The following is a 23,023-nucleotide window of genomic DNA, read 5'->3' on the forward strand; positions in this document are numbered from 1 at the left end:
CATGAGACTAGGCGTGCTCGATATCGGCTCCAATACCGTTCACCTGCTCCTGGTGGACGCGCATCCAGGGGCTCAGCCGGTCCCGTTTGCCTCGCATAAGCGTCCACTGTCCCTGGTCAAACATCTGGACGACGATGGTGCGATCACCGAGCAGGGCCAGGCCGAGCTGATCGATTTCGTCCTGGAGGCCTGGGAGTTCGCGGCCCGGCATCAGGCGGAGGATCTGCTCGCCTTCTGTACCTCCGCGATCCGCGAGGCCGCCAACGGTCCTCAGGTGCTGGCCCGGGTTCAGCACGAGACCACGGTCAGCCTGCGCGAACTCAGTGGCGCCGAAGAGGCTGCCATGACCTTCTTCGCGGTGCGCCGCTGGTTCGGCTGGGGCGCCGGGACCGTGCTGGATCTTGACATCGGCGGCGGCTCCTTCGAAATGGCCATGGGCGATGACGAACTTCCGGAGATCGCCACCTCCGTCCCGCTGGGTGCCCAACGGCTCACTCGCGACTGGCTGTCCCAGGATCCGCCCAGCGCCAAGAGCATCAAGGAGTTGCGCCGCTACATCCGGGCCACCCTGAAGCCGCATGTCAAGGAATTCGCCAGCCACGGAACACCCACGCTGGTGACCGGAACGTCCAAAACCTTCCGATCCCTGGCCCGGATCACGGGTGCTGCACCGAGCGCGCTCGGGCCGTTTGTACGCCGGGAGCTCCATGCCACGGACCTGGGGTTGTGGGCTCAGCGGCTCTCGGCCATGAGCATTGATGACCGCTTGCATCTGCCGGGGGTCTCCGCGGCACGGGCACCGCAAGTGCTCGCCGGCGCGTTGGTGGCGGAGGCCGCTCTGGAGCTGTTCCGGGTGGACACCGTGCAGATCTGCCCCTGGGCGTTGCGCGAAGGGCTGATCCTGCGCAGGCTGGACCAGCTGGTCTTCGACGGGCCGCTGGACCTTCCGCGTCATCTTCAGCCCAACCCTGCTCAGCCCGACCCTGCTCAGCCCGACCCTGTTGGGGCGTCGGCGGAAAGCTCCGAGGGCCGAGTCATCTAGTCCGGGCCGGGACACTTTCGTGACAAAATGATCAGCGTGAGCCAGGCACAAGACTCCCCGGAACCTTCCGGGAAACCGTCCATTCCGGTCGCGCTGTCCAGTGCTTCGGTATATCCGCTCACTGTGCATGACGGGTTCGCGGTGGCCCGGGATCTGGGCTATGACGGGCTGGAGGTCATGGTCACCGGGAATGCCGTGAGCCAGAATGGTGAGGCGCTGGCCGCTCTGAGTGAGCGGTACGAAGTACCGATCATGGCCATTCACGCACCCACGCTGCTGCTCACTCAGCAGGTATGGGGCAATGCCTGGAACAAAGTGGAGCGCTCCGTGGACCTGGCTCTGGAACTGGGTGTTGACGTCGTCGTGGTCCATCCGCCCTTCCGCTGGCAGAGCGATTATGCGGAGACGTTCATCCACGGGGTCAGAGATCTGAGCGCCAGCAGCGGGATTATGATCGCGGTGGAGAACATGTACCCCTGGCGGGCCCGGGGACGCGAAGCGAAGGCTTATCTGCCGCACTGGGACCCGATCGGGCAGCCCTACGAGCATGTCACCTGGGACCTTTCGCACGCCGCAACGGCGGGAGTGTCGTCACTGGAGGGCGTCCGCTCCCTGGGCGACCGGCTGCGTCACCTGCATCTGGCCGATGGTGCAGGCTCCAATCGGGATGAGCATCTGCTGCCGGGCCAGGGGAATCAGCGGGCTGCCGAGGTGCTCCATCACCTGCGGGATTCCGGTTTCCGGGGTGTGGTGGTCGCGGAGATCTCCACGCGTAAGGCCAAGGGCGCAGGCGAGCGGGAAGAGTGGCTCAAACAGACCCTCGACTTCGCCAGGGAGCACCTGGGGCACTGAAAGTGGCCGTCATTGACCAGTTGTACAGGGTGCGTTGCCGAGCGACACCGTACAACTGCAGATGAAGCGACTCTGGTTAAACGTGAAAAGCACCGGAAGCCGAAAATCCAGTGCAGGGGGGGAGCTACTGGCGGCCTCCGGTGCTTTCACTGATCGGCGAACCGACCAGCCCGCAATCACTCGCACCTTTATGAGGTAGTTCTAGCTTAGAGCTCGAATCTGGAAACAAACTCCGGCTTGGCTGGGAGTTGTCTGGAAATCTGAAACGTATTAGTTGCGGGCCGCAAGCGGTCCTCCGGAGAGGTGGCGGAGCGGGTCCGAGGGGCTGGAAGAATGGGGAGCATGATCTCTCGTATTGCTTTCCTCGGTTGTGGTTCGATGGGCGAGGCTGTGCTGGCCGGCCTCCTGAGCACGGGCCTTGCCCCCTCAGTGGTGGTAGCCACGGTGCGGCGGCCCGAACGGGCCCAGGAGCTCACCGAACGCTACGGTGTGAGTGTCCTGACCGCGCCCGATGCCGAAGGCCACACGGCGAACAGCCAGGCGGTCCGGGACGCTCAGGTGGTGGTTCTGGGGGTCAAACCGGCTCAGATCGCGGACCTGTGCGCAGAAATCGGAGCGGATCTGTCGCCGAATGCCGTCGTGGTCAGCGTGGCCGCAGCAGTCAGCCTGGAACAGATGGCCCGGGCGCTTCCTGCCGGTCAACCAGCCGTCCGCAGCATGCCCAACACGCCGCTCATGGTGGGTCGGGGCGTCGTAGGGCTCTCCAACGGCCCCACGGTGACCGAGGAGCAGGCGGGCTGGGCCCGTGAGGTCTTCGCCGGCTCGGGAGTGGTCCTGGAGATCCCGGAAGCGCAGATGGCGGCTCTGAGCGCGATCAGCGGTTCCGGCCCGGCCTACGTGTTCTACCTGGCGGAGGCCCTCGCTCAGGCCGGGGTATCCTTGGGCCTGGATCCCGAGGTGGCCGAGGTGCTCGGTCGGGAAACGGTGGCTGGCGCTGGGCTGATGCTGGCTCAGGACGGGGCCGATGCCGCCACGCTGCGCCGCAAGGTAACCAGCCCCAACGGCACCACGGAGCGCGCCATCGCGGTCTTCGATGCGCACGGGCTGCCGCGGATCATTGCCGAGGGCGCTGCCGCCGCCGTCCGCCGGTCCGAGGAACTGACCGAGCAGCTGGGCGGCTAAGCGCCTGGCCGGCTGGACAGCTGGGCTGCTACGGCCTGGCGGCGAACCGCTCCAGCAGGTCCACGTTGCCGGAGACGATCAGCATATCCCGCGAGGAGACCTTGGTATCCGGCTGCGCATAGGTGAAGTCCTCGCCCGGCGACTTGACTCCCACGATCGTCACCCCGTACTTGGAACGGATCTTCGACTCCGCCAGAGAGAAGCCCTGTGTCTCCTTGGGCGGGTGCATTTTGACGATGGCGAAATCGTCATCGAACTCGATGAAGTCCAGCATCCGGCCGGATACCAGATGGGCGGTACGCACCCCGGCGTCCGCCTCAGGGTAGATCACGTGATTCGCGCCGATCCGGGTCAGAATCTTCCCATGGGAGGGCGTGATCGCCTTGACCCACAGGTGCGGGATCTTCAGATCCACCAGGTTTACCGTGATCAGCACGCTCGATTCGATCGAGGTACCCACGCCGACCACGGCGGAATTGAAGTCCTGCGCGCCCAGCTGTTTGAGCGCATCGATGTTGGTGGCATCCGCCTCCACTACATGCGTCAGGGTGCCGGCCCACTTCTGGACCAGCGCCCGGTCCCGCTCAATGGCGAGGACTTCGCGGCCCTGGGCGACCAGCTGCTCGGCCGTGGCGGCGCCAAAACGGCCCAGACCAATCACCAAGACGGGGGCATTGTGCGCGGGGCGCTGGGATGCTGATTTGTCAGCCAATGATCGGCCTTTCCTCGGGGTAGTGGAAGAGCTGGCGGCGCTGGCGCAGAGCCAGGCCGGCAGCGAGGGTCATGGTGCCGATGCGCCCGGCGAACATCAGCAGAGCGAGCACATAGACCCCTGCCGGAGGCAGATGGGCGCTCAGCCCGGTGCTCAGCCCCACGGTGGCGAAGGCAGAGATCGATTCAAAGATCACACTGTCCAGTGGGGCACCGCTGATGATCAGCAGAGCGCCGGTGGCCAGCAGAACAAAGGTGGCACCCATCATGATCACCGAGATGGCCACCCGCATGGTGCCCTGCGGGATGGTCCGGCCGTAGATCTTCACATCGGCATCGCCGCGTGCCTCGGCCACAATGGCCAGGAACATGACGGCCAGGGTGGTCACCTTAATACCGCCAGCTGTCGATGCCGAACCGCCACCGGCAAACATCAGCGCGTCGGTGAGCAGCCGGGAGACGGGTTCCATGGACTGCATGTCCACCAGGTTGAAGCCGCCGGATCGGGTCATCACGGAGGCGAAGATCGAGTGCAGAATTTTATCCCCCACACCCAGCGAGCCCACGGTCTGTGGGTTGTTCCATTCGAAGAGCCCGAATCCCAGCGCACCGGCCACCACCAGAATCAGCGAGACCTGGATGGTCAGCTTGGTGTGCAGATTCCAGCGGCGCACGCGCAGACCGGCACCGAGCAGCATCATCATGACCGGGAACCCCAGCGAACCCAGAAAGACCCCCACCATCAGTGGGACCAGGATCCACGGATCCGCCTCATAGGGGACCAGGCCGTCAGAATGCGGGGTAAAACCGGCATTGTTGAAAGCCGAAATCGAGTAGAACACGCCATGCCAGACTGCCTGCCAGAACGGCTCTCCCAGGAGCATGAAGCGCGGGGTGAGGACCAGCGCCAGAATCGCCTCGATCACCACAGAAGTCGTGATGACGATGCGCAGCAGAGTGCCGACCTCACCGAGGCGTCCTGCGTTCATGGCTTCCTGCGCGATGAGTTTGCCCCGCACGCCCAGTCGCTTGGACACCATCAGTGCCATCAGGGAGGCCAGGGTCAGAATGCCCAGGCCGCCGACAAAAATGCCGATCAGGATGACGAGCTGGCCGAAAAAAGACCAGTGCAGCGCGGTGGACACCGTGGTCAGACCCGTGACGCAGACAGCCGAGACAGCGGTGAACAAAGCATCGTGGAAGGCCGTGCTCTGGCCCTGAGCCGAGGAGATCGGCAGCATCAACAGGAAAGCAAACAGCAGAATGACCAGGGTGAAGACGATCAGGGCAAGCCGCGCGGGGGAGGAGTTGGCCACCGAATCAACAAACTCTCTGATCGACCGCAGAAACCTGGGACCACCGCGCTCAGCGGGCGTATGCCAGGTGGACTCGCTTTTGGTCATGGTGGACGCTTTCGACAATGGCTGGGTACTGCGGGCCGGACTGCATGGCACGGCCTGAGAAGTAGTTAACCACGATTAAGCGGATCTGCGCTGACGGCAGCTTGCCCGGAGGCTGGGAGGATCACGTACTCTGTGGATGATGGTCTCAAGCCCAGTACCGAGCACCCAGGTGGTGTGGTCCCCTGCGCTGACCACCTACAACTTCGGGCCCAGCCATCCGATGGCGCCGGAGCGGCTGGCCCTGACCGCCAGCCTGGCAGAAGACCTGGGCCTGCTGACCTCGGAGCGGGTGAGCGTCGTCGAGCCTTTTGTGGCCTCCGATGCCCAGCTGGAAATGGTGCATGACGCCGAGTTCATCGAGGCGGTCAAAGATGTCAGCGCCTCGCCACATTCCGTCCCGGAGCGGGGCTTGGGCACTGAGGATGACCCGGCTTTCATCGGTATGCACGAGGCCAGCGCCCGGTTGGTCGGCGGATCGTTGATGCTGGCCGAGGGCATGTTGTCCGGTGAGCTTGTTCGCGGGGTGAATTTTGCCGGTGGAATGCACCATGCGGACCGCGGTAAGGCGAGCGGATTCTGCATTTACAACGATCCCGCCGTCGCCATCGCCCGTCTGCTGGAGGGCGGAATACAGCGAGTGGCCTACATCGACATCGACGCCCATCACGGTGACGGCACTCAGAACATCTTCTACGACGACCCCCGCGTGCTGACGGTCTCTCTCCACGAATCCGGGATGACACTTTTCCCGGGAACCGGCTACGCCCCAGAAACCGGTGGGCGGCGGGCACCCGGCAGTGCCGTGAATATTGCGATTCCGGCATATACCGGCGATGCCGGCTGGCTGCGTGCCTTCCACGCGGTCGTGCCGCAGGTGGTCCGGGCGTTCGCACCGCAGGTGATCGTCTCTCAGCACGGTTGCGATTCACATATCGATGACGACCTCACCCATCTGCGCACGAGCGTGGATGCCCAGCGTGAGGCGGCACACAGCATCGCAGCCCTGGCCCGCTCCCTGTGTGAGGATCGCTGGATTGCGACCGGGGGTGGTGGGTACAGCATTGCCAATGCGGTGCCGCGGGTCTGGGCCCATCTGATCGCGACGGTCAGCGGCCAGGCGCTCCCGCTACGCACCGAGGTGCCGCAGCAGTGGCGTGAGCGGGTCCGCGCACGGTTTGGTCGGGAAGCGCCGAGGCTCATGGGGGACGATGCCGAGCTCTGGTGGAAGTCCTGGGAAGCCGGGTACAACCCGGCGGACGCGGTGGATCGGGCGATTATGGCTACCCGCAAGGAGATTTTCCCGCTCTTCGGGCTGGATCCCTGGTTCGATTAGCGTCTTCGGGTGGGGGCGTGGGGTCGTGGGGTTGAGCCGCAGTCCCGACCACGACTCCGTCCCGCTCTCGCCAGACCCGATGCCAGCGGCTCAGCCCTTCAACCCCACCACCCCAGCTGAAAATCCCGCCAGCCCCGATGCCACTGGCCTCCCGCGGGCAGGGGAGTACGTCTTATGAAGGATGCCATGGGTGGCATATATCGCTAAGGTAGTTGCATGTCCAACGATGTGGTGTTTTCGGTGCTGGCGGAGCAGACTCGGCGCGATCTTCTTCTTGCCCTGCGTTCCGGTGACCGGGCTGTGGGGGAACTGGTGACCGAACTGGCGCTGAGCCAGCCCACGGTGTCCAAGCACTTGCGGGTGCTTCGTGAAGCCGGGCTGGTGTCCATGCGGGCCGAAGGGCAGCGGCGCTATTACGCGCTCAGCCCGGAACCGCTGGCCGATGCCCAGGAGTGGCTGGGTCAGTTCACCGCACCGCAGACGCGCCTCGTCCCGGCGGGGGCGGCCTCGGCTGGAACCTCACCGGCGGCATCGCCCGCTGGCTCTCACGGCGCTGTGCCTCATGGCGTCACGACCATCCGGCCTGCAGCAAGCACAGGGCGGCCCGAGGGCGGCGACAATCCCGAGGAATGGGATGAAGCCGGGACTGTCCCGCAGCAAATTGGCCGCAGCGTAGGACGTGCGGCCACCCGGGCTGCCGATCTGTTGGCCAACCTGCCGAAGTTTGGCCGCAGGAAAGACTGAACGGGCCGGGCAGGCCAGAGAGACTGCCCAGCCCGCCGACTAAATGCTCGCTGCGCGCTGGTCCACGTGTTCGGGGCGCAACTCTGCCACTGAGCGGACGCCCAGCAGCCGCATGGTGCGCTCGATCTCCGATTTCAGGATCGAGATGGTCTTGGCGACGCCGCGCTCCCCGCCAGCCATCAGGCCGTAAAGGTAGGCGCGGCCGATCAGGGTGAAGTCCGCGCCGCAGGCCAGGGCCGCCACGATATCGCTGCCGTGCATGATGCCGGTGTCCATGATGATGGTGGCCTCGGGGCCGAGCGCTTCGCGGACCCGGGGGAGCAGATGGAACGGGATCGGGGCGCGGTCCAGCTGGCGACCTCCGTGGTTGGAGAGCACGACGCCATCGGCCCCATGAGAGGTGACCTTCTCGGCATCGGCCACGGTCTGGATGCCCTTGACCAGCAGGTGCCCGTCCCAGTTGCTCCGGATCCAGTCCAGGCTGTCCAGATCCAGGGCCGGGTCAAGGGCTGCGCTGAGCAGTTCGGAAACGGTGCCTTCCAGGCTGGACAGTGAAGAGAACTCCAGGGGTGCCCGGGTCAGGAAGTTGAGCCACCAGGCAGGGCGATACGAGGCATCGACCACTGTTTTGAGGGTCAACTGCGGTGGCATGGTCATCCCGTTGCGCACGTCGCGGAGTCGGAGGCCGCCAGTGGCACAGTCCACGGTGACCATCAGGGTGTCATTGCCAGCGGCCTTGGCGCGCTGCAGCAGATCCAGGGTGGCCGCCTGATCCCGCATGACATAGAGCTGGAACCAGCGACGCGTCTGGGGGGCGTGAGCCGCGACTTCCTCCAGGGATGCGGTGCCCAGGGTGGAGAGGGTGTAGGGAATCCCTGCGTCGCCAGCCGCAGCGCTGCCTGCGTACTCACCTTCGGACTGCATGAACCGGGTGAACCCGGTGGGCGCGATGCCGAAGGGCAGCGTGGAGGTCTGGCCCAGAATCTCGGTAGTCGTATCCAGCGTCGTCACGTCATGGAGGACCTCCGGCTGAAACTCGACGTGATGGAAGGCCTCCCGGGAGCGGCGCAGCGTGATCTCGCCATCGGCCGCTCCATCGGTGTAGTCGAAGGCCGCGCGTGGGGTGCGCCGTTTGGCGATATCCCGCAGATCCCAGATGGTCGCAGCCTTGCTGAGCCGGGCTTCTACGCCAAACTGTGGCAACTTCACCGAGGCCATATCGGTCAGATTGGACAGTTGCGGCACGCGACGGCGCAGTGCGGGAGGGGTCTGCATAGCTTCTCCTGGGGCAGGAACCGAGTAGGTCATCTGTGGTTGGACCACATGGATCCCACTCTACTCCATGTGGTCAGACCACACTAGACTGGACAGATGCGTACTCATCAGGCGGTATTGGGATGGATTGAGGAGCAACTGAGTTCGCAGGAGTTGCGTCTGGGCTCCAGACTGCCCGGAGAGCGGGCGATGGCGGAGCAGTTCGGGGTCTCGAGGACCTCGGTCCGGGAGGCTCTTCTGGTCCTGGAGGCGCTGGGCGTGGTGCGCTCCGGGGTTGGCTCCGGCCCGGAATCCGGAACGTTCATCACCGCAGATCCTTCCGTGGCCCTGGACTCCTCGATCCGACTGCATATTGCCAGTCAGCAGATTTCTGTGGCCGATGTGGTCGGGACCAGGGTGCTGATGGAGGGGTGGGCCTGTGCCCATGCCGACCCGCAGGCTGGGTCTCTCGATGAAGCTCAGACGCTGCTGGCTGCGATGGATGAGGTAGAGGCTTCAGCTGCCGACGAGTTTCTGGATCTCGACGCCAGATTCCACTACGCGTTGACACGGGCTGCCGGAAATCCGCTGGTCAGCGCCATCATGGCCTCGCTGCGTGGCTCGATTCGGGACTATACGGCGGAGATCATGAGCAGGCAGGCGGGGTGGCCGGAGATCGCTCAGAGCCTGCAGAAGGAGCATCGAGGCATCCTTCACGCGGTCCGTCAGGGTGACCAGCCTGAGGCAGTGAGGTTGGTCACCGGGCACATCGAGGGGTTCCATGCCCTGGCCCGGAATGCCGCGCCGGACGACGCCGCTGAGTCTGCCGCAGGAGGCCGGCTTCAGTCACACTGAACATTGCTCTTCCGGAAATCTCTTCCAGTGTTTAGAGTATCTCTGTCACTGTGACTTGCTTTGTGCCGTCTGGCGGGGAGAAAAACGCTGTGACGGCGAGTTCAGGTACAGGGCGGGGGCTGGGCACAACCAGGGCTCCAGGAAGTGGCAGGTAACATCATGGCCTCAGGGAATACCTTCTCCGATGTGCGTTTCCTGACCGTTGCTGAGGTCGCTGAGGTGATGCGGGTCTCCAAGATGACGGTGTATCGACTGGTGCACTCCGGAGAATTGCCGGCAGTGCGGTTCGGGCGTTCATTCCGAGTGCCGGAGAATGCGGTGGCTGAGCATTTGAGCCATCTCAGCCCAAGGGATCGTCGCGAGAGCTCGTCATCTGACCGGCAGGCGGGCACCGCCTGATGACGCTCCACGGCCTGTTGCGGGTAGCTGAAACAGTGTGATCTGCCCCGCTCGGTTCGGAGCGGGTGGGCTGAGGCTGTAATCTAGTCAAGATCATTGTTAGGTCAATCAGTTCCGGCATCAGGCTGCAGCGATTTGTGCGCCGACAGCCCGATACAAAGTTTGTGAGGACTCTGTGGGTTCAGTTATCAAAAAGCGTCGCAAGCGTATGGCGAAGAAGAAGCACCGCAAGTTGCTTCGTAAGACTCGTCACCAGCGTCGCAATAAGAAGTAGTCCGGGGCTTCCCCCGGCTGGCCCGTCACGGTTGTGGCGGGCTCTTCTTTTTGCCCGGCATCCCAACTGTGCAACTATTGCCACCCAGTGCGTTACGCGATGGACCCGCTGTGGCGACGGAGTCGACACTGTGGGGCCGTAACGCACGTTGGGGGGGTGCCACGCCAGGTGGAAGATGCGCTCAGCGTCTGCGCAGGCGGCTGAATCCGCGCCAGAGGCCGTACACGGCACCGGCGCCGGTGGCCAGGCGCAGGCCGAGCGTGGCAGCACGTCGTCCGGAGCGGAAGTCGTAAATCGGCCAGTTGTTGGCCTTCGCGTGATGGCGCAATTTCGCATCCGGGTTAATGGCGACCGGATGCCCTACCAGGGAGAGCAGCGGGATGTCGTTGTGCGAGTCGCTGTAGGCCCAGCAGCGGTCCAGATCCAGGCTCTGTTCCTGAGCTAGTTCCCGTACGGCGGTGGCCTTGGCCTGGCCGTGCAGGATCTCGCCGACCAGTTCGCCGGTGTAGTAACCGTCCTTGATTTCGCCCACGGTGCCCAGCGCCCCGGTCAGACGCAGCCGGGAAGCGATGACCCGCGCCACCTCCACGGGAGTGGCAGTCACCAGCCAGACCTTGCGACCCGCACGAAGATGCTGTTCAGCCAGAGCTCTTGCCCCGGGCCAGATTTTGGAGGCGATCATCTCGTCATAGACTTCTTCACCCACCGTGGCAACGAAATCCGTGTGGATGCCCCGGGCCAGGGACAGTGCAGAGTTCTGGACCGAACGAACATCATCCATGTCTTCACCGCGGATGATGAACTTGGCCTGCTTCCAGGCGAAACCCGCAGCCTGACGCAAAGTGAACGCTTTTTTTTGATACATCTTGCGTGCCACATGGAACAGGCTGGCCCCACGCATCAGGGTGTTGTCAACGTCGAAGAACGCCGCCTCGTGGGAAATGCCGGCAGTGACAGAAGTGGCCGGGGAGTTCTCGGCACGATGCGTTTGGGCTGCGGGCATGCTTTGAGTTTAGTCAGCTGCGACCCATGCTGGTGGATTCGCCGATGTCAGGCGGGTTCCGAAATTCCGCACGGCCGAAAGCGGGCATAGGCTGGAGATGTGAAAAACGTCCCGCTTGTTCTTGTCGTGAAGCCTGAGTGCTCCCTCTGTCTGGAGGCTCGCGCAGTGGTTGAGGCGGCCGCTCAGAAGCACGGGCTGGACTATGCGGAGCGCAGCATCGCCGAAGATCCCGCACTGGCTGCACAGTTTGCCGAAGAGGTGCCTGTCCTGCTGCTGGACGGAGTGCAGCGTGACTTCTGGCGGATCGACCCGCAGCGTCTGGATCGCCTGCTGACTCAAAGGGCCGCCGAGCGGGCGGGCCAGCAGGCCCAAGCAGTGGAGGCTCAGTCATGACCACCGAGCGCCATCTGCGTCTGGGGGGCAAACCGCAGCCGATCACTATGCCGGCTGAAGGTGATGGTGAGGCACGGATCATCCCGGCTGCCGCCGTCGCGCGCCTCGCTGTGTATCTGCGAGTGCTCCATGACGTCCTGGCCGACGGCGAGGAACGGATTTCCTCGGAGGAACTGGCGGAAGCCTCCGGGGCAAGCTCGACGAACGTCCGTAAAGACCTGTCCTACCTCGGATCGCATGGCACCAGGGGGGTGGGCTATGAAGTCCTTCCGCTGAGCCGCCGCCTGGAAACCGCACTGGGACTCACTCAGGAATGGCGAGTGGCCATCGTCGGTGCCGGTAACCTGGGCCGGGCGCTGGCGCGCTACCACGGCTTCCAGTCCCGGGGTTTTGAGCTGGTGGCGTTGCTGGATTCGGATCAGCTGGTGGTAGGGCAGGAGGTCGGTTGGCTCAGGGTGGCCGATTCCCGCAATCTGGAGGCCGTTCTGCGCCGGGCCCGGGTGAATATGGCGGTGCTGGCTCTGCCTGCCAGCGCAGCCCAGGATGTCTGTGACCGGGTGGTGAGCGCGGGAGTGCGGAGCATTCTGAACTTTGCGCCGATTCACCTGCAGGTGCCGGATGAGGTGCATGTCCGCAAGGTGGATATGGCCACGGAGCTGCAGATTCTGGCGTATCACTCGCAGCGCCCACCCGAGGCCGGTGCGAGCAGCGCCTAACGGCGGAAGTAACCCCGTGCAGCCGGAAGCCAGCAGCACACGATGCCGATGGCGCCCAGCCCGACCTGCAGGATCGCCAGAACGTTCGGCACCACGATCAGAAGCAGGGAAACCACCGCGAAAATGGTGCCCAGCATGCGAGCCCAGCCGCGTCCGCTGCGCACCTTGAAGGCCACCAGCGCGTAAAGGCCGGCCAGTACGACGTTGAGACCCATCCCGAGATAGATGGCCGCCGTCAGCTCGGTGTCACTGATCGGGCCGAAGCCCGCCACCATCTGCTGGAGCGCCTGCCGGTACTGCGGATCGTTGAGGATGGGCAGCGCGGCGATGAGCGAAATCAGCTGAAGTACCCCTGCCGCCAGGATCAGGACAAAGGCGCGGTTGACCAGGGCGGGCCGGGCGCTGCCGGGGGCCGCCTGGCTCAGCATCCCGGACGACGACGGCGTGCCCAGGGAGTGCTGCCCCGTTGCGGCTGGCTGGGTGGGCGGCTGGTAGCCGGGAGGAGCGTACTGCCCGTAGCGGGGAAGGCCCGGAGCGATCTCTTCGTAGTGCCCCGGAACGCGAGGGGCAGCAGGGGAGGGGCTCTGCGGGTCCGGGGTTCCTGGTCCTGGTCCTGGCTCCGGGGCGGGGTTGCTCATACTGCTCCTTGACGGTGGCTCTGCGCGCACGGGAGGTCCCTTGGTGGGGTTTCTCGGGGCACGTCAGTGGGGTTTCTTCCAGCCTACCGGTCGGTTCTGGCCGGTCTTGTTCTGGCTGGTCCGCTCTGGGTGGGGCTGCCCGCTTCTGGCTGGTGAGAGGCGCCCGGGCCGGGAAACGGCATCGGCGGCCATCCGGGTGGGATGACCGCCGATGCACGGGCGATGGATTCAGGCTGTCTCTACTGCCGACCCAGGGCCGGGTTACTGACCCGCTCCGGGACCGGGGTACTGGCCGGGCTGGCCTTCTGCGCCAGGTGCCGTCGGTGGCTGGTAACCCTGCTGCGGCGGGGTATAGCCCGGAGCCTGGTAGCCGGGCTGCTGAGCGCCGGGCTGATACCCGGGGGCGTACCCGGGTGCTGGTGTCTGGTTGGCCGGAACATAGGGCACTCCAGCCTTCTGGGCGTTGAACCAGTTGGTGGATTCCGGCAGCCAGAGGAAGACGGCGGCGATTACCGTGAGCCATCCGGTGAACGCGCCGAAGAACCCGAGAATGAACGTGACGCCGGAGAGGATAGTCAGCGCCAGACGAGGCCATTGGAGGCCTTCTTTGAGCTTCAGTACGGTGATCACGATGGCTACGATGATCGCCAGAGAAATCACGGAGACCACGATGCCGCGAATGCCGTCGGCGATCCAGTAGCGGCCCAGTCCCAGGGTGATGAAGGAAAAAATGAGCCCTGGGATAGTGGTCAGCAGCCACAGCAACGCTGATGCCAGGTAAATCCAGTAGGAAATCGTCAGGAGTTGAGGCAGTGGCTTGGAGCTGAAGATGCCGGAGAAACCACCCTTGGGCATCACGTCGTTGAAGTTCTTGGGTATGTCGGTCGGCATTTCGAAGCCGGCTCCGGCCTGCGGAGGAGGCGGGGCCTGCTGGTACTGTGGCGCACCCTGAGGTGCGGACGCCTGATACGGCGGCACGCCCCCAGACTGCTGGGGATCGGGTTGCCCCGGGGTCGGGTTTTCAGGCGTGGTAGTCATAGCACAAACTTTAGGCCCAAGCGATGGACTTGGAAAGAGGTTTGCTCCTGCGCGGACCCCCCACTTTGACCCAACTGAGTCGCAGAGCTCTGCGACTCAGTTGGGTCAGCGGGGAATCAGTGAGGAAGGAATTACTGTGCGGGGGTGAACTGCGCGTCGATCGAGATGACGACCTTATCGCTGACCAGAACGCCACCGGCCTCGAGGGCCGCATTCCAGGTCAGGCCGAAGTCCTTACGGCTGATGGTCGCCTCGGCACTGAAACCGGCCTTGGTGTTGCCGAAGGGATCCACGGCCACGCCTTCGAACTCCACCTCGAAGGTGACGGGGTGAGTGATGCCATGGATGGTCAGGTCACCCGCGAGGTCATAGGTTTCGCCCTGGCCGACGAGGCCGGTGGAGACGAAGGTCAGCTCCGGGAACTGCTCGACGTCGAAGAAGTCCGCGCTGCGCACGTGGGCATTGCGGTCAGGGTTGCCGGTCTCAACGCTGGCAGCCTGGATAGTGGCCTGAACCGAGGAGCCAGAGAGGCTCTCGCCCACGACGGCGGTGGCGGCCACATCGGCGAAGGTTCCGCGGGCCTTGGAGATGCCTGCGTGACGGACGGTGAAGCTCACCACACTGTGTGCGGGATCCAGGTTCCAGGTGCCAGTGGTCAGACCTGCGGGAATGGTGTCGATGCTCATGAGATCTCCTTGAAAATGGTGTCCATCCGGAAGCGTTCCTTCCGTTCGTTGAGTAAGAAGCATGCAAACACATCTTTTATTCCTGTGAAGATTTTCCAGGCTTCCCAGACCGTTCCCGGGCGTACAGCCGCGCCTGAGATACTGGGACCATGGCTCTTGCAACCGTCCACCTGCTCCGCCACGGAGAGGTCTACAACCCTGAAGGTGTGCTCTACGGCAGATTGCCGGAATACCACCTCTCTGACCGGGGGACGGCGATGGCGGCCCTCGCCGCGGAGTTCTTCCAGCGCCGCCGGGACGGTCAGGACGGTGCAGAGGGGAAGCTCGGCGTCAAGCGGCCCTTCGTCTATCTGGCGGCCTCGCCGCTGGTCCGGGCTCAGGAGACCGCTGCCGCCACGGCCATGGCACTAGGCCTCGGGTTGGAGACCGATTCGCGTCTGATCGAAGCCGGGAACCGTTTTGAGGGCCTGCGGATGAGTGTCAGGGAACTCCTCAAGCCCCGCAATGCCCGGTGGCTCTACAACCCACTCCGACCGTCCTGGGGTGAGCCCTACGCTGAGCAGGTGCTGAGAATGCGCGCCGCCATCGACCACGCGCGGGCAGAGGCGGTGAGCCGTGGCGGGTCCGGCGCCCAGGCCGTGCTGGTCAGTCACCAACTACCCATCTGGGTGAGCCGCCTGGCCCTGGAAGGGCGCGCTCTGGCGCATGATCCGCGCAAGCGCGCCTGCTCCCTGGCCTCGGTCACCAGTGTGGAGTTCGATGACGACCGGGTGCTCAGAGTCGACTATGCAGAACCAGCCGCGAGCCTGGCTCTGGGGGCGGCGACGACGCCCGGCGCTTGAGCGCGCTTCCCGGATGCGCGACAATTGAATTTCGACGTCGTGTAGAACGAATGCTTCAGCACGGCCGAAGGTGGGCACGGGTCCGTGCGAGCCGCCAGGTATCAAGGATTGACGACGGGATGGAACGGGTGGGACAGGAACGCGCTGAGGCAGGGAACGTGGGCCGCCGGAGCTTCTTCTCCGTGGCGATCGCAGCAGCCCTGACTGCACCTCTCGCCCTGGCGGCCTGCGCAGCGCAGGACCCCCTGGCACAACAGGCCAATGCGGGCGACAACAAGAATTACATCGCCGGTGACGGATCGGTGACCGAGTATGCGCTGGACAAGCGCGGCGAACCGGTCGCCTTTACCGGCCGCCTGATGGATGGCAGCACACTGGACATCGCCACCAAGCGTGGGGGCGTCGTCGTGCTCAATTTCTGGTATGCCGCCTGCGCCCCCTGTCGCAAAGAGGCCCCGGATCTGGAAGCGCTGCACCGGGAATTCACGGCGCAGGGCGTGCAGTTCTACGGCGTGAACCTGCGCGACGAGGCGCCGACCGCAGAATCGTTCATGCGCACCTTCTCCACCACGTACCCGAGCTTCCTGGACAAGGATGGCTCCGTTCTGCTGGCGCTCTCCACCTTTGTGCCGCCCGCAGCGGTGCCTACTACGCTGGTGCTGGACCCGCAGGGTCGGGTCTCGGCCAGGATCCTGGGCCTGGCAGACAAGAGCACGCTCAAGGCATTGATCAGCTCTGCCGTCACCGGCAAGGCCTCTGGGCTCGGCTCGACCGGTTCGCCCTCGGCCCCGGCATCGGGTGCACCGGCACCGGGCGCTCCAACGTCCAGCACCCCTGTTCCCAGTTCTCCGGCGGCTCCGTGAACAACCCTTTCGCCGAAGCCGTCCAGAACGGCTCGCTGTTGCTTGCCATTCCGGTGGCATTGCTGGCCGGGCTGGTCTCCTTCCTGTCCCCCTGCGTGCTGCCGCTCGTCCCGGGGTACCTGGGCTACGTGACGGGGCTGACCGGCATCGATCTCGCGAAGCAACGCCGCGGCCGGATGGTGCTGGGCATCACACTGTTCGTTCTCGGTTTCAGTGCGGTCTTTGTGGTGCTGGGTGCGGCCTTCGGCCTGGTCGGAGCCTGGCTGGCGATCAATTCGGTCTGGCTGACCCGGGTGCTGGGTGTGGTGGTGATTCTGCTCGGCGTGATTTTCCTGGGCGGGTTCCGGATGTTCCAGGGGCAGGCCAGGATCTCGGCCAGACCCCCGGCGGGTCTGTGGGGGGCGCCATTGCTCGGAGTGACCTTTGGGCTGGGCTGGGTTCCGTGCATCGGCCCGACGCTGGCTGCGGTGCAGGCGCTCTCTTTCTCTGGTGGTGCCAGCGCGGGCAAGGGTGCGCTGCTGACCTTTGTGTACTGCCTGGGCCTGGGCGTTCCCTTCCTGCTGATCGCACTGGCGTTCCGGCGCGGGATGGGTGCCCTGCGGTTCTTCCGTCAGCACAAGCTGGCCTTGCAGCGGCTGGGAGGCAGCATGCTCATCGTGGTGGGCGCGCTCATGGTCTCCGGCGTCTGGAATTTTTTGGTCGCCAGCCTCCAGGGCTGGGTTACCTCGATCACCTTGCCGATCTAACGAGCTATCTGATGACTGAGTCAGGGGAGGGGCGCGCATGACGGCGCCACAGAAGGACACGTCGGAACAGGACGCTGCCCCGCAGGGAGATGCCGCTCAGGCAGATTCCGCGATCGCGCTGCCCAAACTCGGTGCGTGGGGCATGCTGCGCTGGGCCTGGACTCAGCTGACCTCGATGCGCACTGCCTTGTTCCTGCTGTTGCTGCTCGCCGTGGCGGCCGTTCCTGGTTCCTACTTCCCGCAGCGTATTCAGGACCCGGCCAAGGTGACGCAGTTCATCCAGGACAATCCCGGCATCGGGCCCGTGATGGACTGGTTCAAGCTCTTCGATATCTTCTCCTCCCCGTGGTTCTCTGCCATCTACCTGCTGCTGTTTGTGTCCTTGGTGGGCTGTGTGATTCCCCGCGCGCGGCACCACTGGAAGGCCATTCGCTCCCAGCCGCCGCGGACCCCACGAAGGCTTTCCAAGCTCCCCGAGTACGGCACGCTGCAGGCTGGTAAAACCCCAAGCCGGGATGCCCAGCAGGTGATTGAGCTGGCGGCCGCAGTGCTCAAGAAGCGGGGTTACCGGGTGGAGGTGCGTGCCGGGGGCCGACCCAGCGTCGGTGCGGAACGGGGTTTCCTCAAAGAAGTCGGGAACCTGATCTTCCATGTCTCGCTGATCGGCGTCCTGGTGGCCGTGGCCGTCGGCGGGCTCTTTGGTTACTCCGGGCAGCGCGTGCTGGTCACAGGGGACACCTTTGTCAACACGCTGGTGGGCTATGACACCTTCAACCCGGGCACCAATTTCACCCCGGACTGGCTCTCCCCCTATTCGATCAAGCTGGACAAATTCGATATTCAGTTTGACCGGAACGCGCAGACCGGTAAGGTCCAGCCGCTGGACTTCACGGCGCATGTCACCACCAAAGACGGGCCTAACGCGACGCCGAAGCAGCAGGACCTCAAGGTCAATGACCCGATCACCATCGGCGGCAGCGATGTCTACCTGCTGGGCAATGGCTACGCCCTGCATTTCACGGTCAAGGACAGCCAAGGCAAGGTGGCCTTTTCCGACTGGGTGGTGGGCAAACTGGCCTCGGCGGACTACTCGTCTGCGCTGGTGATCAAGGTCCCGGACGCCGCGCCGAGCCAGCTGGGATTCTCCGGGCTGTTCCTGCCTACGGCGATCAAGAACAGCCAGGGGGTGGACGTCAATGCCGATCCCGATCCCGGAAGCCCGATGGTGCTGCTGAACTCCTACTACGGTGATCTGGGTCTCAACGGTGGCGTGCCACAGAACGTTTTTGTGCTGAACACCTCAAAGATGACGCCGCTCAATGACCGGAAGCTTCCGGCCGGCGGCATCACGCTGACCACCCAGAACCCCAGCTATACCCTCCCGGACGGCAAGGGCAGCATCTCCTTTGACGGCCTGACCCGGTACGTGGGCCTCGAGGTGCGGCATAACCCGGCACAGGCCTGGGTTCTGATCTTCGCTGCCACCGCCCTGTTGGGTCTGGTCGGCTCGCTGTTCCTGGCCCGACGTCGTGCCTGGGTCAGGGCGGGAGTCCACCCGGACGGGCGGGTTCTCGTGGAGTACGGTTTGCTGGCCCGCGGCGAGGATTACCGTCTGGTCACCGAGGCACGGGGCTTGCGGGCTGATCTGGAGAAAGCCTTCGGCCAGACGGCAGCGGGCACATCATCGGGAGGCCTGCCGGACAAAAAGGCCGACGACGGTACGCGAGATGCCGGGAATCTTGCCGAAAAGGCCGTGGCGCGGCAGAGTGAACCATCAAAGGCCAAGGAGAACTAATGCCAGTCATCAATGTCGCGCTGGGTCAGTACGGAGAACTGTTCCTGCTGCTCGCGGGAATCACCTACTCGGTGGCCTTCTGTGCCTTCACCTGGGATCTGGTGAGCTCCAGTCGGCTGACCCGTTCCCTCGCCGCGCAATCCGCGCAGGACCAGGCAGCCCGCGATCAGGCGGGCCAGGACCAGCAGTTCCAGGGCCAGGCCGCCAGGGAGCGGCAGCTGGTCAGCGCAGCAGTGACTGCTGGCTCATCGGCAGATGACGCCCGCGGCAACGACGCTGGAGCAGGCGATTCCAGGGTCAACGGGGTGACCTCCGGGCTGGCTGAACGCCCGCTGAGCAACTCCGGTTCCGGCACCGTGCTGGAAGCCGACGAGTCCATGAAGTACGTGGGCGCACGCCGTCCGGCTGCCCGCATTGGCGTCTCCATCACTTTGCTGGCTGTTCTGTTGCACGGGGCAGCCGTGGTCCTGCGCGGGCTCGCGGCCGGGCGCGTGCCCTGGGGCAATATGTTCGAATTCTGCACCACCGGCAGCTTCCTGGTGGCGGCCGTGTTCCTGATAGTGCTCACTCGTCGGGACTTGCGCTTCCTCGGCACCTTCGTCATCGGGCTCGTGCTCGTCATGCTCTTTGCGGCATCGAGCGCGTTCTACGTCCCGGCTGCCCACCTGGTGCCCGCTCTGCAGAGCTACTGGCTGGTCATTCACGTCTCAATCGCGGTGCTTTCCTCCGCGATTTTCACGCTGACCTTCGCTATGGGTGTGCTGCAATTGGTGCAGACCTGGCGCTCCAGGTCGCTGGCCCAGGGCAAGCCGGACAAGCTGCCCTTCATGCGTCTGGTGCCCTCCGCGCTCAGCCTGGAGAACCTCTCTTACCGCCTCAACGCGCTTGCCTTCGTCGGCTGGACTCTGACCCTGATCTTCGGCGCCATGTGGGCGGAGAAGGCGTGGGGACGCTACTGGGGCTGGGACACCAAAGAGGTGTGGACCTTCGTGATCTGGGTGGTCTACGCCGGGTACCTGCATGCCCGAGCCACCCGAGGCTGGACCGGAACCCGTGCGGCGGTTCTCTCCATCACGGGCTACCTGTGCGTGATCGTCAATTTCACCCTGGTCAACACGGTATTCCAGGGTTTGCACTCGTACAGCGGCGTCTGATTCCGTGGCGAAAGCCGTCGTATCCCCGAGCGCTTCAGACCGGGATACGACGGCCTTTTCGTTCCTGAGAACAAACCTTTAACGCATCTGCCCAGGCTGTGAATTCACCTTTTTTACACTCAAGAGGTCTGAAGCGATGACCAGGAAATCCTGTGGCCAGCGGTTCGTTTCAGCGCTATTGGGGGGACTCCTCTCGGGGGAGTCAGCGTGAACGAGCTGCATTGGGGAATGATCGGCTGTGGGGAAATATCAATGGGGGGCGACGGACCGTACCCGGCGTACGGCTCAAGCTCGGTGGTATCAATGGCTTGCTCGCATCGCTGCGGTGTTGGTGGTCTCGTTGGGCGTGGGGCTGATCGTTCAGCCGCCCGCAGCTCAGGCCTCCGTGGACGTTGGTACCGCGAGTCAGGACTGCAATGGTCTGGTGACGTTCAATATGTCAACGGTGGGTGTGTCTCTGGGCTACACGCTGGTTGCCTACGCGGGACGCACGCCCCAGGAACTTGCGTCTGCCCAGTACATGATGGGCAAAAGCACCACACCCTGGCCGATCAGCATGGTCCTGGCAACTGTATCGGGCACCTGGCAGAGCCCTTGGCCCGGCCAGGACATCTATGTGGGCGTTGTTCCCAGCTCATTTCCCTGGGGAAGTTTTGCCCTGAACCTCGCCTCCACCATTCCCGTTCCGGCCCCGACAAACTGCACCTACGACATGAGTTTGTCCAAGACCACAACCTCTGCGGGTCCTTATTCGCCCGGATCCACGGCCACCTATGACCTGGTGCCCACCAACCTGCAGAATGCGGTCCCCTCCGGTTGGAGCGTCACCGAGGTGCTCCCGCCGGGGACAACGCTGGTGTCGATGACGGGTGATCCCGCCTGGTACACCATCAACGGTGCTACTGCTACCGGGCTGCAAGCCCTGATGAACAACGGTGCGAATGCGCCACCGCTGCACGTGACAGTCCAGCTCGACCCAGGATATTCCCTGCCGACTATGCGCAATGTGGCCTATATCTCGCCCCCACCAGGAATCACCGAAACCAATCCACTCGGTACGCCCCCGCCGCCGAACACCGACGCGAACACGACGCCAACCAACAATGACGCCAGCGTAGACATCCCGGTTCAGGTTCCTACTTCCATTGGGGACTTCGTCTGGTTGGACACCAACCGCAATGGCATCCAGGATGCCGGAGAACCTGGGGTTGCCGGGGTCAAAGTCAACCTGCTCAACCCTGACGGCACTCCGGCCAGGGATGGAGCTGGCAACCCGATCACCACGACGACGGATGCCAACGGCCACTACGCCTTCACCAACCTTCCGACGGGCACGCCGTACATCGTGCAGTTTGCACCCGATCCGGCGCTGAAGTACACCTTCTCGCCACAGACGCAGGGAACCAACCGCACCGTGGACTCGAATCCTGGTCCGGATGGGAAGGCTTCGGTGACGACGCCGAATGCAGGCCCCAATAGCGCAACGTCACCTGCGGATCCCACGATTGATGCGGGGTTGATTCCTCCCATCGACCTCGCCTTGTCGAAGAAGATCGTGGGTTCCGGCCCATTTACGCCTGGGTCAACGGTGACCTTTACCCTGACGCCGAAGAATCTTGGCACGGGGAACGCGCTTCCTGGCTGGAGCGTCGTGGAAGTATTGCCGTCTGGACTGACGATGACGTCGATGTCCGGCGCGGGGTACAGCTGCTCCGCGATGAGCTGCGTAGCAGCGGCCGGTTTGGCAGCGGGTGCCACCGGGCCAGCGATCACTGTCACAGCGAAGATCAATGCGGGCGTCACAGCCACACAACACAATGTGGCGTACATCGTGCCTGCCGCGGGGGACGTTCCGGAGACGAACCCTCTGGGGACGCCTCCGACGACGACCACCAATACGGACACGACGCCGACCAACAATGACGCCCAGGCCGATGTTGTGGTGACCCCTCTGGTGTCGATTGGTGACTTTGTCTGGCAGGACACCAACCGGAACGGTGTTCAGGATGCGGGTGAGCCGGGTGTGGCTGGGGTGAAGGTGAATCTGCTGGATGCTTCCGGGAATCCGGTGAAGGACGCCTCAGGTAATCCGATCACGACCACAACGAATGCGAGTGGCTTCTACTCCTTCACGAACCTGACACCGTCGACCACGTATACGGTGCAGTTTGTGGCTCCTGCTGGGCAGGTCTTCACCACGCCGCTTGCGGGAACCGACCGGACGAAAGACTCCAATCCGGGGCCAACGGCCAGGCATCGGTGACCACGCCGGCATCGGGCATGAACTCCGCGACGACGCCGGATAATCCGACGATTGACGCCGGTCTGGTGCCGGTCGTCTCGATTGGTGACTTTGTCTGGCAGGACACCAACCGGACCGGTGTCCAGGATGCGGGTGAGCCGGGTGTGGCTGGGGTGAAGGTGAATCTGCTGGATGCTTCCGGGACTCCGGTGAAGGACGCCTCAGGTAATCCGAGCACGACCACAACGAATGCGAGTGGCTTCTACTCCTTCACGAACCTGACACCGTCGACCACGTATCCGGTGCAGTTTGTGGCTCCTGCTGGGCAGGTCTTCACCACGCCGCGTGCGGGAACCGACCGGACGAACGACTCCAATCCGGGGGCCAACGGCCAGGCTTCGGTGACCACTCCGGCATCGGGCATGAACGCCGCGCCGACGCCGGATGATCCGACGATTGACGCCGGTCTGGTGCCGGTCGTCTCGATTGGTGACTTTGTCTGGCAGGACACCAACCGGACCGGTGTCCAGGATGCGGGTGAGCCGGGTGTGGCTGGGGTGAAGGTGAATCTGCTGGATGCTTCCGGGACTCCGGTGAAGGACGCCTCAGGTAATCCGAGCACGACCACAACGAATGCGAGTGGCTTCTACTCCTTCACGAACCTGACACCGTCGACCACGTATCCGGTGCAGTTTGTGGCTCCTGCTGGGCAGGTCTTCACCACGCCGCGTGCGGGAACCGACCGGACGAACGACTCCAATCCGGGGGCCAACGGCCAGGCATCGGTGACCACTCCGGCATCGGGCATGAACTCCGCGACGACGCCGGATGATCCGACGATTGACGCCGGTCTGGTGC

General features: G+C 64.2%; 24 protein-coding genes. 17 read left to right on the plus strand and 7 right to left on the minus strand.

From position 1 onward, the window contains the following. Nucleotide 1: 1 nt before the first annotated feature. From QQM37_RS13490 to proC, 3 genes are all read left to right on the plus strand, one after another. A complete protein-coding gene (locus QQM37_RS13490; protein WP_285728135.1) occupies nucleotides 2–1,042 on the plus strand; it encodes a Ppx/GppA phosphatase family protein in 1,041 nt (346 codons plus the stop codon). Between the two features lie 27 nt (nucleotides 1,043–1,069). Further along, nucleotides 1,070–1,894, plus strand: a complete 825-nt coding sequence (locus QQM37_RS13495; RefSeq protein ID WP_420030173.1) for a sugar phosphate isomerase/epimerase family protein — start codon at nucleotides 1,070–1,072, stop codon at nucleotides 1,892–1,894. Between the two features lie 342 nt (nucleotides 1,895–2,236). Then, nucleotides 2,237–3,076 (plus strand): pyrroline-5-carboxylate reductase, encoded by an 840-nt coding sequence (proC, locus tag QQM37_RS13500; RefSeq protein WP_285728137.1) that lies wholly within the window; start codon nucleotides 2,237–2,239, stop codon nucleotides 3,074–3,076. A gap of 28 nt (nucleotides 3,077–3,104) precedes the next feature. Here the strand turns inward: proC and QQM37_RS13505 are convergent, their stop codons facing one another. Together QQM37_RS13505 and QQM37_RS13510 are read right to left on the minus strand one after the other, a co-directional pair. After that, the gene (locus tag QQM37_RS13505) at nucleotides 3,105–3,788 is read right to left on the minus strand and encodes a potassium channel family protein (protein ID WP_285728138.1); all 684 of its coding nucleotides are present in this window, start codon (nucleotides 3,786–3,788) and stop codon (nucleotides 3,105–3,107) included. Then, nucleotides 3,781–5,208, minus strand: a complete 1,428-nt coding sequence (locus QQM37_RS13510; protein ID WP_285728155.1) for a TrkH family potassium uptake protein — start codon at nucleotides 5,206–5,208, stop codon at nucleotides 3,781–3,783. Before QQM37_RS13510 ends, QQM37_RS13505 begins: the two co-directional genes overlap by 8 nt. 118 nt (nucleotides 5,209–5,326) lie before the next feature. Here QQM37_RS13510 and QQM37_RS13515 point away from each other — a divergent pair, with 118 nt between their 5' ends. Both QQM37_RS13515 and QQM37_RS13520 read left to right on the plus strand, forming a co-directional pair. Then, a complete protein-coding gene (locus QQM37_RS13515; protein WP_285728139.1) occupies nucleotides 5,327–6,523 on the plus strand; it encodes an acetoin utilization protein AcuC in 1,197 nt (398 codons plus the stop codon). 216 nt (nucleotides 6,524–6,739) lie between these two features. Then, nucleotides 6,740–7,267: an ArsR/SmtB family transcription factor gene (locus QQM37_RS13520; RefSeq protein WP_285728140.1), complete on the plus strand. Its 528-nt coding sequence runs from the start codon at nucleotides 6,740–6,742 to the stop codon at nucleotides 7,265–7,267. A 39-nt stretch (nucleotides 7,268–7,306) separates the two neighbouring features. Here the strand turns inward: QQM37_RS13520 and QQM37_RS13525 are convergent, their stop codons facing one another. Next, entirely contained in the window at nucleotides 7,307–8,575 is a 1,269-nt protein-coding gene (locus QQM37_RS13525; protein WP_285728156.1) for an alpha-hydroxy acid oxidase, read from the minus strand. A gap of 63 nt (nucleotides 8,576–8,638) precedes the next feature. Between QQM37_RS13525 and QQM37_RS13530 the strand changes: the two genes are divergently transcribed. From QQM37_RS13530 to QQM37_RS13540, 3 genes are all read left to right on the plus strand, one after another. Continuing rightward, nucleotides 8,639–9,376: a FadR/GntR family transcriptional regulator gene (locus QQM37_RS13530; RefSeq protein WP_285728141.1), complete on the plus strand. Its 738-nt coding sequence runs from the start codon at nucleotides 8,639–8,641 to the stop codon at nucleotides 9,374–9,376. Nucleotides 9,377–9,535: 159 nt separating this feature from the next. Then, nucleotides 9,536–9,775, plus strand: a complete 240-nt coding sequence (locus QQM37_RS13535) for a helix-turn-helix domain-containing protein (RefSeq protein WP_285728142.1) — start codon at nucleotides 9,536–9,538, stop codon at nucleotides 9,773–9,775. Nucleotides 9,776–9,950: 175 nt separating this feature from the next. Beyond that, on the plus strand, nucleotides 9,951–10,049 hold the full coding sequence (locus QQM37_RS13540) for a 30S ribosomal protein bS22 (RefSeq protein WP_003792170.1): 99 nt from the start codon (nucleotides 9,951–9,953) through the stop codon (nucleotides 10,047–10,049). 181 nt (nucleotides 10,050–10,230) lie between these two features. Here QQM37_RS13540 and QQM37_RS13545 read toward each other — a convergent pair whose 3' ends face one another. Next, entirely contained in the window at nucleotides 10,231–11,052 is an 822-nt protein-coding gene (locus QQM37_RS13545; protein WP_285728143.1) for an HAD family hydrolase, read from the minus strand. Nucleotides 11,053–11,151: 99 nt separating this feature from the next. Here QQM37_RS13545 and QQM37_RS13550 point away from each other — a divergent pair, with 99 nt between their 5' ends. Further along, complete coding sequence (locus QQM37_RS13550; RefSeq protein ID WP_285728144.1) at nucleotides 11,152–11,445, plus strand: glutaredoxin family protein; 294 nt, start codon at nucleotides 11,152–11,154, stop codon at nucleotides 11,443–11,445. Nucleotides 11,446–11,492: 47 nt separating this feature from the next. Beyond that, complete coding sequence (locus QQM37_RS13555; protein WP_285728157.1) at nucleotides 11,493–12,161, plus strand: redox-sensing transcriptional repressor Rex; 669 nt, start codon at nucleotides 11,493–11,495, stop codon at nucleotides 12,159–12,161. On the opposite strand, the gene QQM37_RS13560 is transcribed toward QQM37_RS13555, so the two are convergent. The 3 genes from QQM37_RS13560 to QQM37_RS13570 all read right to left on the minus strand — a co-directional run bounded on the left by QQM37_RS13560 (nucleotide 12,158) and on the right by QQM37_RS13570 (nucleotide 14,523). Beyond that, nucleotides 12,158–12,799 carry a hypothetical protein gene (locus QQM37_RS13560; RefSeq protein ID WP_285728145.1) on the minus strand — a complete coding sequence of 214 codons (642 nt, stop codon included), beginning with the start codon at nucleotides 12,797–12,799 and terminating at the stop codon, nucleotides 12,158–12,160. The genes QQM37_RS13555 and QQM37_RS13560 overlap by 4 nt on opposite strands. Nucleotides 12,800–13,060: 261 nt before the next feature. After that, nucleotides 13,061–13,837 carry a hypothetical protein gene (locus QQM37_RS13565; RefSeq protein WP_285728146.1) on the minus strand — a complete coding sequence of 259 codons (777 nt, stop codon included), beginning with the start codon at nucleotides 13,835–13,837 and terminating at the stop codon, nucleotides 13,061–13,063. A gap of 131 nt (nucleotides 13,838–13,968) precedes the next feature. Further along, nucleotides 13,969–14,523: a YceI family protein gene (locus QQM37_RS13570; RefSeq protein ID WP_285728147.1), complete on the minus strand. Its 555-nt coding sequence runs from the start codon at nucleotides 14,521–14,523 to the stop codon at nucleotides 13,969–13,971. Between the two features lie 149 nt (nucleotides 14,524–14,672). Between QQM37_RS13570 and QQM37_RS13575 the strand changes: the two genes are divergently transcribed. The 7 genes from QQM37_RS13575 to QQM37_RS13605 form a co-directional block, all read left to right on the plus strand. Next, nucleotides 14,673–15,365, plus strand: coding sequence for a histidine phosphatase family protein (locus QQM37_RS13575; RefSeq protein WP_285728148.1), 693 nt, complete (start codon nucleotides 14,673–14,675; stop codon nucleotides 15,363–15,365). Between the two features lie 119 nt (nucleotides 15,366–15,484). Next, on the plus strand, nucleotides 15,485–16,228 hold the full coding sequence (locus tag QQM37_RS13580) for a TlpA family protein disulfide reductase (RefSeq protein ID WP_337250256.1): 744 nt from the start codon (nucleotides 15,485–15,487) through the stop codon (nucleotides 16,226–16,228). After that, entirely contained in the window at nucleotides 16,225–16,974 is a 750-nt protein-coding gene (locus QQM37_RS13585) for a cytochrome c biogenesis CcdA family protein (protein ID WP_285728149.1), read from the plus strand. Before QQM37_RS13580 ends, QQM37_RS13585 begins: the two co-directional genes overlap by 4 nt. A 37-nt stretch (nucleotides 16,975–17,011) precedes the next feature. Further along, nucleotides 17,012–18,769, plus strand: a complete 1,758-nt coding sequence (resB, locus tag QQM37_RS13590; RefSeq protein WP_285728150.1) for a cytochrome c biogenesis protein ResB — start codon at nucleotides 17,012–17,014, stop codon at nucleotides 18,767–18,769. Beyond that, nucleotides 18,769–19,923: a c-type cytochrome biogenesis protein CcsB gene (gene ccsB, locus QQM37_RS13595; RefSeq protein WP_285728151.1), complete on the plus strand. Its 1,155-nt coding sequence runs from the start codon at nucleotides 18,769–18,771 to the stop codon at nucleotides 19,921–19,923. The genes resB and ccsB overlap by 1 nt, the downstream gene beginning before the upstream one ends. A 331-nt stretch (nucleotides 19,924–20,254) precedes the next feature. After that, entirely contained in the window at nucleotides 20,255–22,186 is a 1,932-nt protein-coding gene (locus tag QQM37_RS13600; protein ID WP_285728158.1) for an SdrD B-like domain-containing protein, read from the plus strand. Further along, the coding region (locus QQM37_RS13605) for an SdrD B-like domain-containing protein (RefSeq protein ID WP_285728152.1) at nucleotides 22,183–23,023 on the plus strand (841 nt) is incomplete at its 3' end. The genes QQM37_RS13600 and QQM37_RS13605, both read left to right, overlap by 4 nt.

The organism is Psychromicrobium xiongbiense (assembly GCF_030271165.1).
Taxonomy (GTDB): domain Bacteria; phylum Actinomycetota; class Actinomycetes; order Actinomycetales; family Micrococcaceae; genus Renibacterium; species Renibacterium xiongbiense.